The organism is Thiocapsa bogorovii, from assembly GCF_021228795.1.
Taxonomy (GTDB): domain Bacteria; phylum Pseudomonadota; class Gammaproteobacteria; order Chromatiales; family Chromatiaceae; genus Thiocapsa; species Thiocapsa bogorovii.
In genome coordinates, this window is record NZ_CP089309.1 from 4,484,930 (window position 1) to 4,498,925 (window position 13,996).

The 13,996-nt window shown below is 65.6% G+C and carries 9 protein-coding genes; 4 read left to right on the forward strand and 5 right to left on the reverse strand.

What is annotated here, in order from left to right:
- The first annotated feature begins 3 nt into the window (after positions 1-3).
- The 4 genes from LT988_RS19890 (at position 4) to LT988_RS19905 (ending at position 6,375) form a co-directional block, all read left to right on the forward strand.
- Entirely contained in the window at positions 4-2,325 is a 2,322-nt protein-coding gene (locus LT988_RS19890) for a GumC family protein (protein WP_232407241.1), read from the forward strand.
- A 13-nt stretch (positions 2,326-2,338) separates the two neighbouring features.
- The gene (locus LT988_RS19895) at positions 2,339-4,249 is read left to right on the forward strand and encodes a DnaJ domain-containing protein (RefSeq protein ID WP_232407242.1); all 1,911 of its coding nucleotides are present in this window, start codon (positions 2,339-2,341) and stop codon (positions 4,247-4,249) included.
- Positions 4,250-4,290: 41 nt separating this feature from the next.
- A complete protein-coding gene (locus tag LT988_RS19900; protein WP_232407243.1) occupies positions 4,291-5,631 on the forward strand; it encodes a tetratricopeptide repeat protein in 1,341 nt (446 codons plus the stop codon).
- A gap of 174 nt (positions 5,632-5,805) precedes the next feature.
- Positions 5,806-6,375: a hypothetical protein gene (locus LT988_RS19905; protein WP_232407244.1), complete on the forward strand. Its 570-nt coding sequence runs from the start codon at positions 5,806-5,808 to the stop codon at positions 6,373-6,375.
- Positions 6,376-6,657: 282 nt separating this feature from the next.
- On the opposite strand, the gene LT988_RS19910 is transcribed toward LT988_RS19905, so the two are convergent.
- From LT988_RS19910 to LT988_RS19930, 5 genes are all read right to left on the reverse strand, one after another.
- Positions 6,658-7,074 (reverse strand): PIN domain-containing protein, encoded by a 417-nt coding sequence (locus LT988_RS19910; RefSeq protein WP_232407245.1) that lies wholly within the window; start codon positions 7,072-7,074, stop codon positions 6,658-6,660.
- 119 nt (positions 7,075-7,193) lie between these two features.
- Positions 7,194-7,622, reverse strand: coding sequence for a type II toxin-antitoxin system VapC family toxin (locus tag LT988_RS19915; protein ID WP_232407246.1), 429 nt, complete (start codon positions 7,620-7,622; stop codon positions 7,194-7,196).
- Positions 7,609-7,872, reverse strand: a complete 264-nt coding sequence (locus tag LT988_RS19920; protein ID WP_232407247.1) for a ribbon-helix-helix domain-containing protein — start codon at positions 7,870-7,872, stop codon at positions 7,609-7,611. Before LT988_RS19920 ends, LT988_RS19915 begins: the two co-directional genes overlap by 14 nt.
- 199 nt (positions 7,873-8,071) lie before the next feature.
- On the reverse strand, positions 8,072-9,481 hold the full coding sequence (locus tag LT988_RS19925) for an MBL fold metallo-hydrolase RNA specificity domain-containing protein (RefSeq protein ID WP_232407248.1): 1,410 nt from the start codon (positions 9,479-9,481) through the stop codon (positions 8,072-8,074).
- Between the two features lie 128 nt (positions 9,482-9,609).
- Positions 9,610-13,725 (reverse strand): ribonucleoside-diphosphate reductase subunit alpha, encoded by a 4,116-nt coding sequence (locus tag LT988_RS19930; RefSeq protein ID WP_232407249.1) that lies wholly within the window; start codon positions 13,723-13,725, stop codon positions 9,610-9,612.
- Between the last annotated feature and the right edge of the window lie 271 nt (positions 13,726-13,996).

The window sequence follows — 13,996 nt, forward strand, 5'->3', positions numbered from 1 at the left end:
TCGATGAATAGCCCGAATCAATCGCTCACCCCCGAAGGTCCTCGCCAACCGCTGCAGTCCGCCGAGCGTTCGCGCCTGCCGAGCGTGGCCGTCCGACTGCCCGAGCCGCCCGCCCGCGACGAAGATGTCATCGACCTTCGCGAACTCTGGGCCGTGCTCATGCGGCGCCGCTGGTTGATCATCTCGGCGGTTGGCTTGGCGGCGATCTTGGCCCTGGTCGCGACCTTTGTCATGACGCCGGTCTACCGCAGCACCTTGCTCCTGCAGATCGAGACCGAGGGCAATCGCGTGGTGGACTACGGCAGCGTGACGCCCGAGGAGGCAACGGGCTATCGGGCCAATATGGACTTCTATCGGACTCAATACGAGCTGCTCAAGAGCAACACCCTTGCGCGTCGGGTCATCGACCAGCTCGGCTTGGTGCCGATGGATGAGGATGAGCAGGGTCAGTCCTTCTTCGCGGATCTGGTTGCGATGGCCAAGGCATGGACGTCTTCCATGTCCGGGGCTTCCGGAACGGACGATGCACTTTCGGGGGTCGACCCCGAGCAAGCGAAGCGGATGAACGAGGAGATCGCGTTGCTCGGGCAGTTGACGATCGAGCCGGTGCGCGACTCGCGTCTGGTGCGGATCCACTACGACAGTCCCAGTCCGGTCGAGGCGGCGGAAGTGGCCAACGCGGTCGCAGCGAATTTCATCAACCTCAACCTCGAGCGGCGCTACGACGCGTCCTCCTTCGCGAAGCGCTTTCTCGAGGAGCAGCTCGCGCAGGCGCGGGCGACCTTGGAAGAATCGGAGAAGCGGTTCGTCGCCTACGCGCGTGAGCGCGAAATTGTCGATACCGACAAACGATTGCAGATCACGCTCGACAAGTTGCGCGAGATGAATGCCCAGCTGATCAAGGCCGAGGGGGCGCGCATCGAGGCGGAGGCGGAGTACCTCGGCATCGTGGATGCAGGCGGAGCCGGCAGCGCGGCCGGGGTGCTTGAGAGCCAGCTGATTCAGAGCCTGAAGGAGCGGCGCGGCACCATGGAAGCGGACTACCGCGACCAGTTGCAGATCTACAAGCCCAATTACCCGAGCATGCGGCAACTCAAGCAGCAGATCGGGGAGCTGGACCAGCAGATCGCCCGCGAGACTGCGGCGATCGCCGGCGGCGTGAAGGCGAAGTACGAGGCCAAGTCGCTCGAGGAGGCCAAGCTCGCCAAACGCATCAGCGAGCTGAACGAGGAGGCGCTGGCGCTGCAGGATCGCAGCACCGACTTCGAGACCTTGAAACGCGAGGTCACCACCAACCGCGAGCTTTACGACGGGTTGCTCCAGCGGGTGAAGGAGGTCGGCGTCGCCGCAGGGATCGGGGAAAACAATATCTCGATCGTGGATGCGGCGCGGGTGCCGATCCACCCGTACAAGCCGAGTCTGAAGCTGAATCTGGCCATCGCGATCGCGCTGGGAGGCTTCATCGGTGTGCTCGCGGCCTTCCTGCTTGAAGCACTCGACGATACGGTCAGGGGCGCCGAGGACGTCGAGGGGCTGGTTGGTGCACCTGTGCTGACCGTCATCCCCAAGGTCAATTCGCGTGAACTGGGTTTGCCGGACCAGGAGCTCGGCCTGCTCGCCTTCCGGGATCCGAAGAGTGCAGTCGCCGAGTCGGTGCGCTCGCTGCGCACTCAGCTATTGTTCTCGACCTCCGACGGCGCCCCCGACATCCTGCACTTTACGAGCGGGGGGCCTGGCGAAGGCAAGACGACGACTGCCATCAACACGGCGATTGCGTTTGCACAGGCGGGGAACACCGTTCTCTTGATCGACTGTGACTTGCGCAACCCCTCGTTGCAAAAAGTCTTTTCCTTGCCCAACACGATCGGCCTGACGAACTATCTGGCCGGCACAGCGCAGCCGCTCGAGATCTCGCAGGCGACCATGGTGACGCGTCTCTTTACCATCACCAGCGGGCCGCTGCCGCCGAACCCGGTCGAGCTGCTCGCGAGCGCGAAAATGCTCGATCTTCTGAGTGTCGCGGCCGAGCGTTTCGACATCGTCATCATCGACGGGCCGCCCGTGATTGGGCTCGCGGATGCGCTCATCCTCGCGAATCTGGCGAAGGCGACGATTTTCATCGTGGACGCCCAAGCGACCCACCGGCGCGAGATCGCAAATTCCGTGAAACGCCTGAGACAGGCGAATGCGCACCTGATCGGGGCCGTGCTCGCGAAGGCCGGGCGTGCAGGCAAGGGCTATGGCTACGGTTACGGCTATGACTACATGTATAGCTACGGCGGTCGGGGCGATCAGGCGAACCTGCCGCAGCAGAGTCCGGCGTAGCCCCGAGTCGATCATGGCTGCCCCGCTGGTCGAGCTCGCGCTCGACTACTATCGAGATCCGCTTACGTATCGTCATCTTGCCGAGGCCGAGCGTCGTTTGCCGCAAGGATTCGGCGCCCTGCTGGCGGAGTTCTGCACGGCACTCTCATCGGCGCGGATTGCGCAGACCTCCGCGCAGCTCGGAGCCGATGCCGCGGAAATGGAAGAAGCTGCACGGTTCTTCGTGAGACACGCCCTGCTGAATCCGGAAGGTGATTATTATCGACACCTGGGGCTGAACCGAGATGCGCCTCAAGAGTCGATCCGGCATCACTATCAACTCTTGATCCGGATGTTCCACCCGGATCGGGTCGAGGCCTCGACCGAGTTCGGGGCTTTTTACGCGACGCGCATCAATCAGGCCTATCAGACGCTGCGTGACCCCGAGACCCGCGCGGCCTACGATCGCGGTTTGCCGGACCTCCCCGCCGGCTTCACCGAGACGGATCCCGCATGGTTCTTTCGACCGAGTCTGCCGGTGCTTGCCGGGAAGCGTCCGGGTCGGGCCCCGCTCTTAGGGGGTGCGCGCGGGCGCACCCGACGTGTCGGCGCCATGGCGGTTGGTGCGGTTATGCTCGGTGCACTGGTGCTCGGAACGGGCCATGTTCTGATTCATGCCAACAAGAAGCCGGCGCTGCGTTTGGCGGCGAGCGGGAGCGGCGAGACCTCGGCGCCACTTCCGAGCTATCTCGCGCCTGCGGCGCGGATTTCGGGGTCCGACGGTCGGGCCGCGGACGCACCCTTGCCGCCGCTCGAACCTGCCCCTGTTGCCGGAGTGTTGACCGAGCAGGATCGCGCCGGCATCCGTGCGCTCGAGGACGCGCCGATGCGTTTGGCCCCGGTGCCGCCGCGCGTTGCGGTCTCTCCAATCGAACCACCGATCCCGACCCCAACCTCGAGCGCGACCTCGAGCAGGGCGACGCCGGAGGAGCAGGCGAGCGATGCGGGTCCGCTCGGAGTCGATCGGCTCGAGGTCGGACGATCGGAGTCGGTTCGGGTCGTGCGGGCGGTCCCGCGTGGGGATCTCGCCAAGGCGCGTGAACCCGAGGCGTTGATGATTCCGCCCGTTTCGGCCGCGAGTGTGCGGCCCCCTGCGGGTGGAGACGTCCCACCACCGAACGCGATCGAGACGCAGAGGCCGGCGGAGCCGATGCGCTTGTCGGCCGCGCCGACCCAAACGGTGGATCCGACACCCGCGCCGCCGGAGACGGGTCAGGCCGTAACGCTCAAGTCGGAGCCGGCAACGCAGCCGAAAGCGGAGCTGCCGGAGCTGCCGAAGCTGCAGCCGAACGCGCAGCCGAGATTCGAGCCGCCGGCGCCGCCGAAGGCCGCCCCGAAAGCGATGCCGCCGGAGGCACTCGCCAAATCCGCTTCGCGGCGATCCGAGGAGCCGCAAGCGGATACATCTACGCCGAAGGGCGCTGCACCGGCGCCGACGCCGGCCGCGCCGGTCCAGCCCGTCCCCTCGGGCGCCGGTGCAGCAGGGCGAGGGCCGAGCATTGTCGCCGGTCGCCCTGCCGCGACGCCCGAGAAGGATGCCGCAAACCTGGTCGCGCGTCTCGAGAGTGCTTACGCGGCGATGAACGCCGACGGCTTTGCGGCGCTCTTTACGTCAAGCGCGCGGGTCAACGAAGGCAGTGGGAGGAAGCTGATCCGCTCGAAGTATGCGGATTTGTTCCAACGCACCACCGGGGCGAAGCTCTCGATCAGCACGGTACGCTGGCGCTCGATGCCGGATGGTCGCATCAGCGGGTCCGGGGTGATCTCGGTCGGGAACCAATATCGCGGCGGCGGATGGCGCTACGCCAAAGGTGCTGTCGATCTCGAACTGGTTCGTGACGGAGGAGGATACCGGATTGCGAGAATGATCTACCGTTTGAACTGACGCGCTCGGTATAAGCTGCTGTATTGGGAAGGGATGTGAGCATGCGGATCTATTGGTGGCGAGGGCTGTTGGTGCTCGGAGCGCTCGGATTGGCGTGGGCCAGTCTGGTGAACGGCCTCGCCGGCTACTATGCCGATCGCGTCGCGGCGGGCGACACCGCCATGATCGATCACGCGCTCGGGTGGCGATCGGATCAGTCGGCGACCTTGTTCCTGAAGGCACTACAGGTTCTGCCCGACGATCCGGCGGCTGGCGCTCGTCTGCTGGAGGCCGCCTATCGGGCAAACCCGGCCGACCCACGTCCGCTGATCGCGCTTGCCGCTCGTTCGCTCGAGGACGGCGATGTCGAGCGCAGCGAAGCCTTGATCGAGCTCGCGGGGCGGCTTGCGCCGGTCGATCCGCGCGTGCAGCTCGCGGTGGCGGCGTACTGGGGGCAACGTGGGCGCTATGACCGGATGCTCGTGCACTGGTCGACCACACTCGAAGCCGACAGCTCGCAGCGCAAGCTCTTGTTTCCGGATCTGCTGAAGATCGCGGAGAGCCTCGAGTATCGTGCGCTCTTGGGGTCTATGGCCTTGTCTCCGCCACCGTGGTGGACAGACTACTTTCGTTATGTGGCGCGCACTGCAGTGGACACCGATACCGTGCGCTTTCTCTATACCTCGCGGCGTCAGTCGGCGAGCGCGCCTCCGACGCCGGACGAGCGTGCGGCCTATGTCGAACGACTCCAGAAGGACGGGGCGATCGCCGAGGCGTACGTCGTTTGGGTGAGCGGGCTGGACGATACCAAACGTCGACAATTGGGTTTGCTCTACGACGGTGGCTTCGAGCTGCCGATCGAGGGTCGTGGATTTGACTGGCGCCTTGTCTCGAACGCGCATTTCTCAGCCGGGCCGGTCGCCACGCGTGGCTCGAACGGTCGAGCCGCCTTGCGGTTGAGCTTTCGCGCCTTCGAAGGGCCGTTTCGGCATCTGTCTCAGCCGCTGTTTCTCGATGCGGGTCGTTATCGCTTGTCGGGGCGGGTTCGGGTCGACAGCCTGACCTCACAAGGCGGCGTGAAGTGGACCATCCGTTGCGTCTTGCCGGATTCCGCGATCCTCGGCGAGGGGGCGCGCTTTCTGGGCTCTTCGGATTGGCGGGACTTCGATCTGTATTTCGAGGTCCCCGAGACCTGCTTCTATCAACAGCTGACGTTGGTCTCGGGCGGAAGCCGAGCGTTCGAGCAAAAGCTCGACGGCACCCTTTGGTTCGACGACCTGAAGATTGTCCGGGCTGCGGCGCTTGATGCGGCGGCCCGCGTTGATGCGCTCATGCGGGATCTCGCCGAGCCCGCGTCGTCTTCGGGCAATGTCGGAGCGGACGTCAAGGAGAATTCTGAATGACGACTCGGATCAAAGGCGGCGGGATCGGGCTTGATTCGGGCCGGGTGCCACCTCGGTCGCCGGGCAGGTTGTCCGGTTCCCGAGCATCTTCTCGGCGAGCTTCGTGACCTGGATTTTCCCGGTTGAAACGGCTAACCTTCTGACAGGGTCGACACGGATGGTCTACGATGGCGAGTGTTCGGCAAAAGGGTTTCCAAGGCTTCGGTGTACATAAGGGGTAACAGGATGATGCGCAAAGAATTTTTTTTGGTCGTGGCGGGTGCAGCCTTGAGTGTTGGCTTTGTTCAGGCGATGGCGGCCGACACGATCGGTGAAATCAAGCGGGTCGACGGGGCTGCGATGATCAGCAAGGGCGAACATTTCGTCGCCGCTCAACAAGGAATGAAGCTACAGGCGCTCGATCGCTTGATCGTCCTTGAGCAGAGCGAGGCATTACTCGAGTTCGATGATGGCTGCCGGCACCTGATGAAGGAGAAGGAGCTGTTGACCGTCGGCGCGACGAGCGTCTGCGCTGATCATCCGGCAGAGGTGACCGAGGTGGAGGGTACGGTCGTCGAGACGGCGCCGACCGATGTTGCAGCCGCTCAGCGGACGGCAACCTCGCAGCTTGAGGCCGGCGCGGGCGCCGCCGGCGGAGCGTTACTGTTCGGTGGCGTGGCTGCGGCCGGCTTCATCGCAGCGTTGGCAGCCGGGTCCGGGAGTAATCCGCCCGCCCCGCCGCCTCGTCCGATCAGTCCGCAATAGTCTCTTAGACCTCCGAAGCGGCTCGGCCCAACTAGCGCCCGCGACAGGCTGATCTGCTGCTCGGCGAGCAACGACTCGCCAAGAGCGGTAGGCCTGTCCGGGCGCAAACGCTGTGCGGCGCTGTTTCGGCTCGAGGCCAGCCGCGGCGCCAGCGAAGCTCTTTACATTCTGCGCACCCTGCTCGACTCCGGCGCGTCGACCTGGCGGCAGGGGCGCAGAGCGTTCCGAGGAGGCTCCCGCGCAGCGGTCAAGGCGTCCGAAAGCAAGGAGTGGTGCGCGTCCTCATCCGAGTGGATCGGGGAGGAACATCGATTCCAGTCCGAGTATGCGGGCCGCTTTCTGCAAGTGCCGGGCGAAACCGCCGAACTGGACCTGCTCGCGACTGGCCTGATCCAGCGTGCGCGCAGCGGCGAGTGGGACGCTGTCGTAGCCCCTCCGTGCAAAGGTGTCCGCATCGTCGCCAGCGAGCTCGACCATCGCTTGGCTGATCTCAACGATTGCGCAGTCGTTCCAATCGTCGTGCAGACGACACCTGACCGTATCGATTGCACCGGCATCGGCTGGATTGTCGCGCGAGCGTCTTGCCAGCGCGGCCATCGCCTCTCCCTCCGCGATCCGACACACGGCAGTCGCCGAAGCCGTCTCCGCCGCTGCCAGCATCCTGTCGGTGAAGTCCTCCCGAACGTATACCGAGCACACGTTGGTTTTCCCCCATTGCACGCCCCGCGCACGCCGGGCGGCGCTGCGCCTATTCGCCTTAGGGGTCGCTGCGCCTCGTCGGCGCGCCTTGGCCCGACGTTTGCATAAAGCGCCATTGTTCAGGTCGGCGAGGATGTCAACAACTGATTGTCGAACGGGGCGTGACGCTTCCAGCGATCGGTGTGAAAGTCACGCTCGTCGGTGGACAGGATGCGGCCGTGTCCGAGTGCTTCGGCCAGCACGACAAGCGATGCATCGGCCAGGTCCATTGGCAGATCGGAATACTTGTGCATCAGTTCCGCGACGCGTGGCAGGTGGCTGCAGTCGATAGCGAACAGCTCCGCGGCACCGTCGCGCAAGCTGTCGATAAATGCCTGCTGGGCGTGCTCGCCAACCCGGCTCAGCAACAGATGGCAGGTTTCGGTGGCGACCGGCCAGGTGGTGATCAGTCCTTCGGTTGACTGGGTCAGCCAAGCGGTTGCCGCCTGGTGCCAGTGGTCGCGCCTGTTTGCCAGAGCGAGCCAGAAACCGGTGTCAGCGATGATCATCCGTCTTCTTGGCCAGGGACTCGGTCAGGTGTTGTTTGTAGTCCCGAGAGAGCTCGGTGTCGGCCTCTCCGCAGCCAATGAAGGCGTTTCGGCGCAGGATGTCGGCTGGACATGGGGGCTCGACGGCCTCTTGTGCGTAGTAACGATCGATGGCGGCTCGCAGCACATCGGTGCGACTGCGGCCGGTGCGCCGACAGAGCTCATCGAGTTTTCTGGCGCGTGCATCGTCGAGCCTGGCGTTGACTCGCATCTCGTCCCTCCGGCGCGATTGTATGACGCAGCGTATGACGCGTTTGGTCGGGTGTCAGTCGGAGGTCGGGGCGGCTTCAATCGCCCGTACAGGGCCGGGGATGGGGCGTGGCTTTTATGGCCGACTGAGGTCGCCTCTACCCAATGGGTTATGCCGGGCTCCGACGGTCGTCCGGCCTGCGGTTCCGAGAGGCTTGGGCTCAGGGAATGCGGACGTTGATGCCGGGGAAGCGCTGCAGCACGGCGGCTCGGAGGGCGGCCTTGGCGCCGTGCTCGCCGTGGACGAGGATCACCTCCCCGGGTGGAGTAGACATGGCGCCGACGAAGTCGAGCAGATCCTGTTGGTCGGCATGGGCGGAGTAGCCGCCGATGGTGTGGACGCGGGCGCGGATGTCGTAGCGGCGGCCGTCGAGCTGGACATAGCCGCCGCGGGGTCCGTAGCGCTGGATGTCTCGGCCCGGGGTGCCGGCGGCTTGATAGCCGACGAAGAGCACGTCGTGGCGTGGGTCGCCGAGCATGGCCTTGAGGTAATTGACGATCCGCCCGCCGGCGCACATGCCGCTCGCGGCGACCACGATGGCGGGACGATGCTCGCGCGCGAGGTACTCGACCATGCGCAGATGTGCGGCGTGGTCGTCGACGGTGAGCATCCGATCGAAGGCGAGCGGGTGGCGACCGGCTGCAACCCTGGCCTTGGCCTCGCGGTCCCAGTGCGCGCGCAGTCGGCGGTAGCCGGCGGTCAGGTCCGCCGCCAGCGGTGAGTCCAGCACCACCGCGAGATCATCCCAGCGCCATTTGCCGCCGGTGTCTTGGGTGCCTCGGTTCTCGTGCACCAAGGTCTCAAGCTCGTAGAGCAACTCCTGCGTCCGCCCGATGCTGAAGGCCGGGATCAAGAGGGTGCCGCCGTCTTCGAAGGCGTGCTCGACCATGGCCCGCAGCCGCTGTCGACGTGTGCTGCGGTCCTCGTGGATGCGGTCGCCGTAGGTGCTTTCGAGCACGACGATGTCGGCGGATTCCGGCGGGGTCGGGTCCGGCAGCAGCGGGGTGTGGGGTGCGCCGAGGTCTCCCGAGAAGAGCACGCGGGTGGTGGTCCCGGCGCGGGTGAGGTCACAGTCGACATAGGCGGAGCCGAGGATGTGTCCGGCTTGCTGCAAACGGACGCGCAGCCCGGGATCGCCCGTGATCAAGGGGTACCAGTCCCCGTACCGCAGCGGGACCAGGCGTGCCTGTAGACCGCGCAGGACGGCCTCGATGAGCGCGGCATTGCGTGTGACGCCGACCTTCAGGGCGTCTTCCAAGACCAGGGGGAGAAGCTCCGCCGAGGCCTCGCTACAGAGGATGGGCCCCCGAAAGCCGGCGGCCAGAAGATGGGGCAGGCGCCCGAAGTGGTCGATGTGCACATGGGTCAGGATCAGCGCCTGGATCCGATCGACCGAAAAGCCGATGCCGGGGCGTTCGGCACCCGAGCCGTCGGAGGCGGTCTCCGCACCTTGAAACAGCCCGCAGTCGATCAGGACGGAGCGTCCGTCGCCGAGCATCAGTTCATGGCAGGAGCCGGTGACGCCGTCGACGGCGCCGTGGTGTTGGATCAATGGTGTTGTGTTGGTCATTCCTTTTCCATCGTCCATGTCGCCGCCGCGCAGGGGCGTAGGGGCGAATTCATTCGCCCTTTCCAAAACAAGCGTTGATCCGGGACCACGGGGCGACTGAAGTCGCCCCTACATGACCCTACACGCCCCTATTGGCAGGCTTCGCACTCGGGGTCGAGGATGGAGCAGGCGGCGGGTGCGGCGGCTCCGTTGCCTTTTCCGTTGCCTTTGGTCTTGTCGAGCGAGAGATAGTTACCGCCGACCGCGCTGAGGCGGTTGGCCTTGCCGGCGTCGTCCATCGTGGACTTCTCCACATGGGTCGCGCCCATGGAGCGGAGATAGTAGGTCGTCTTCAGGCCCCGCACCCATGCCAGCTTGTAGAGGTTGTCGAGCTTCTTGCCGCTGGGCTCGCGCATGTAGAGGTTGAGGCTCTGGGCCTGGTCGAGCCATTTCTGACGGCGGCTGCCGGCCTCGATCAGCCAGCGGGCGTCGACCTCGAAGGCGGTGGCGTAGAGCGCCTTGAGATCCTCCGGGATGCGGTCGATCTGCTGGATCGAGCCGTCGTAGTATTTGAGATCGTTGACCATCACCGAGTCCCAAAGGCCGCGTTCCTTCAGATCGACCACCAGGTACGGGTTGACGACGGTGAACTCGCCCGAGAGGTTGGATTTGACGAAGAGGTTCTGGTAGGTCGGCTCGATCGACTGACTGACCCCGACGATGTTGCTGATGGTCGCGGTCGGGGCGATGGCCATGCAGTTGGAGTTGCGCATGCCGACGGTGCGCACGCGCTCCCGCAGGGCATCCCAGTCCAGCGTGGTGCCCGCGTCCATCTGCAGGTAGCTGCCGCGTGCCTCCGCGAGCAGCTTGATGCTGTCGACCGGCAGGATCCCGCGGCTCCAGAGCGAGCCCTCGAAGCTCTGATAGCGCCCGCGCTCTTGGGCGAGATCCGTGCTGGCCTGGATCGCGTAGTAGCTGAACGCCTCCATGCTGTGGTCGGCGAACTGCACGGCTTCGAGGCTCGCGTAGGGGATACGCAGCCGATAGAGGGCGTCCTGGAAGCCCATGATGCCGAGCCCGACCGGACGGTGCCGCAGGTTGGAGTTGCGCGCCTGCGGGACGTTGTAGAAGTTGTAGTCGATGACATTGTCGAGCATCCGCATGGCGGTGCTGACCGTCTTGCGCAGACGCTTGGTGTCGAGGCCCTTCTCGGTGACGTGCGCGGCCAGATTCACACTGCCGAGATTGCAGACGGCGATCTCCAAGTCATTGGTATGTAAGGTTATCTCCGTGCAGAGGTTAGAGCTGTGCACGGTCCCGACATGCTGATTGGTGTAACGCAGGTTGCACGGATCCTTGAAGGCGATCCAGGGATGCCCGGTCTCGAAGAGCATGGCGAGCATCTTGCGCCAGAGGTCGACGGCCTTAATCCGCTTGGCGACCTTGAGCTCGCCGCGCGCCGCACGTTCCTCGTACCCGACATAAGCCTGCTCGAACGCCAGCCCGGTCAGGTCATGCAGGTCCGGGGTCTCGTCGGGCGAGAAGAGGGTCCAGTGTCCGTCCTCGGCGACCCGCTTCATGAAGAGGTCCGGCACCCAGTTGGCGGTGTTCATGTCGTGGGTGCGGCGGCGGTCGTCGCCCGTGTTCTTGCGCAGGTCGAGGAATTCTTCGACGTCGATGTGCCAGGTTTCGAGATAGGCGCAGACCGCACCCTTGCGCTTCCCGCCGTTGTGGACCAGCGCCGCGGCGGTCATGTAGGTCTCGTCGCCCTCGACCTTGAGGTCGTGGACCTTGGCGACCGGCGCGATGGGCACGACCGATTTGACCCGCGTGAAGATCCAATTGCCCAAGCGGAACCAGTTCCGCTTGGTGCGCGCCGGGACGCCGACCAGCTCGGCGATCTCGGGTAGGGCCGGGATGCGCAGATCGAAAGCGCGGGTGATGCCCGTGAAGGAGACCAACGAGCCGTCACCACGCGTGCCGGTGTGGGCAGTGTCGCGCTCGCGATACTGCCCGGCGCAGGGGATGCCGAGTCGCAGGAGCTGATAACGCAAGCCTTCGGCGAGGGCGGCGGAGGTGTTGGTGAAGTAGATCTCTTTGCCGCGGCTGACCCCGCCATCGGTCTCCAGAAGACCCTGAATCAGCGCGAGCGCCTGATCGTGCGGCAGATGGCTGAAGCGCCGGGCGATGCGTTTCTTGCCGCGTGCGTCGTAGAGGTCCTCGTAGGTGAAGGGGAGATGGGCCTCGTCCAGTCCGACATAGCGGCCGGTCGTCGCGCAACGGGCTAAGCCCCGGCCGACGGCCCACTTGATCTGGATGTATTCATTGCCCCGCCCGCTCTCCCAAAAGTGGATCCCGCGCTCCGTGAGGTAGTCGCGGACGAATTGCAGATGACCGTCGTCGCAGCCCGGGTTGCCGGAGACACCGCACTCGTGACCGCGCGTGAGGTGCCCGTCGCCGAGCAGGATGCCGTAGAGCCGAGCATCCGCTTGGGTGAGTTCCGGGACCGGGACCACCTCGGCGGGGATGACCTGAGCCACGTAGTCTCCGCGCGTCAGCTGGCCGGCCTCGACCCACTCCGGACGGAAACGGGCGTGCTCGATCTGGCCGAGGGTGCGCTCGATGGATTGCTCCATCGGTACGCCCTGGATGGCCCAGAAGGGGTGGCCGGCGGTGACGTCCAAGTCATTGACCGAATGCTTGACCGCCACCCGGACCATGGGGGCGTCCTTCTGGTCGTAGACAAAGTGCTCCGTGACCTCGCGATAGCGTCCGCGCTGACCCAGCACCAGATCGCCGACCCGCACGTCGGCGATCGGCTTGGGGCCGTCGGCAGTAAAAACGGTGGTCTGCGGTGCGAAGCACTGGTTGACCGCGACCGCTGTATCGTTGGCCACCTTCAGGAAGGGCACCACGCCCTGGCTCTTGCCGTTGGTCCCCTTGATGTGGGCGCCCATGCCGCGCACCCGGGTCCAGTCGTTGCCGAGTCCGCCGGCGAATTTCGACAGGAGGGCGTTGTCCTTGATGGCGCCGTAGATGCCGTCCAGATCGTCCGGGACGGTAGTGAGGTAGCAGGAGCTGAGCTGGGGGCGCAGGGTGCCGGAGTTGAAGAGGGTCGGGGTCGAGCTCATGAAGTCGAAGCTCGAGAGCAGCTCGTAGAACTCGATGGCGCGGGTCTCGCGGTCGATCTCGTTGATGGCCAGACCCATGGCGACGCGCATGAAGAAGGCCTGGGGCAGCTCGAAGCGGATGCCGTCGGCGGTGTGAATGAAATAGCGGTCGTAGAGGGTCTGCAGGCCGAGATAGGTGAACTGCAGATCGCGCTCGGGTTTGAGCGCGGCGCCGAGTCGGGCCAGATCGTAGCGGGCGAGCTGCGGGTCGAGATGCTCCAGATCGGCGGCGCGCTTGATATAGGCCGCCAGATAGTCGCTGTAGCGCTCGGCGAGATCGGCTTGGGTCTCGACGCCGCCGGCGAGTCCCAAGAAGCCGAGCGCCTCGCGGCGCAGTACGTCGAGCAGCAGCCGGGCGGCGACCTGGCTGTATTGAGGGTCTTTTTCGATCCGCGCCCGGGCGGACATCACCAGCGCCTGTCCGACGTCGGCTTCGCGCACGCCGTCGAAGAGGTTGCGCAGGGTGTCGGTGAGGATGGCTTGTGCATCCACGGCGTCGAGGTCTCTGCAGGCCTCGTCGAGTAGACGGGTCAGGCGCGGGACATCCAGCGGGCGGGTGCTGCCGTCGGCGAGCGTGACCGAGAGCGGGTGTGCGGCCTCGGCGGGTGTGCTCGCCGCCGCACGCTCGGCACGCTCGCGGGCGCGGGCCTCGCGGTAGAGGACGTAATCGCGCGCGACCTTGTGCTCGCCGGCCCGCATCAGCGCCAGCTCCACCTGGTCCTGGATGTCCTCGATATGGACGGTGCCGCCGCCGGGCAAGCGGCGGGTGAGGGCCGAGGTGACCTGCTCGGCGAGCTCGCGCACCCGGTCGTGGACGCGGCTGGAGGCCGCCGCCGAGCCGCCTTCCACCGCGAGGAACGCCTTGGTCATGGCGACCATGATCTTGTTCGGGTCGAAGTGGGTGACCTTGCCGTTGCGCCGGATGACCTGGACCTTGCCCGGGGTGTGGGCGGTGATCTCGGGAGCCGAGTCGTTGTGCCGGGCTTGGTTCGGGCTCGGGCTCGGGCTCGGGGTCGGCTTCGCGGACTGTCCGGGGCGGGCAACGGCGTCTTCGGCGGGCGTGGATTCGACCAACGACGGGCTCTCGGTGGACATGGCTCCTCCTGGGTGCGGTGTGACGGCGGGGTAGGTCTAATGGGTGTCCGCGGCCCGGACGGCCGCGCGGGTGCTGCGCTACAGGCACAATATATGTCGTTTTCGAAATCCGTCAACCACAATATCTTGTGTAAAAGCGGTGGATCAGGCTGTGGGCGCCCTGTGGATAGAAGCGCTGGCGCCAGGCCCGGCGGGGGTTCCGAGGCGGGCTTGCGGGTGTCGGCAGGGACTCGGCGCGGTACGACGAGCGGGCGTCGGTGTCCGCGCCGCC

Bases quoted from the DNA above. Each gene is read 5' to 3' on its own strand.
- LT988_RS19890 (WP_232407241.1), top strand. From the start codon at position 4: ATGAATAGCCCGAATCAATCGCTCACCCCCGAAGGTCCTCGCCAACCG.
- LT988_RS19895 (WP_232407242.1), top strand. From the start codon at position 2,339: ATGGCTGCCCCGCTGGTCGAGCTCGCGCTCGACTACTATCGAGATCCG.
- LT988_RS19900 (WP_232407243.1), top strand. From the start codon at position 4,291: ATGCGGATCTATTGGTGGCGAGGGCTGTTGGTGCTCGGAGCGCTCGGA.
- LT988_RS19915 (WP_232407246.1), bottom strand. From the start codon at position 7,622: ATGATCATCGCTGACACCGGTTTCTGGCTCGCTCTGGCAAACAGGCGC.
- LT988_RS19920 (WP_232407247.1), bottom strand. From the start codon at position 7,872: ATGCGAGTCAACGCCAGGCTCGACGATGCACGCGCCAGAAAACTCGAT.
- LT988_RS19925 (WP_232407248.1), bottom strand. From the start codon at position 9,481: ATGACCAACACAACACCATTGATCCAACACCACGGCGCCGTCGACGGC.
- LT988_RS19930 (WP_232407249.1), bottom strand. From the start codon at position 13,725: ATGTCCACCGAGAGCCCGTCGTTGGTCGAATCCACGCCCGCCGAAGAC.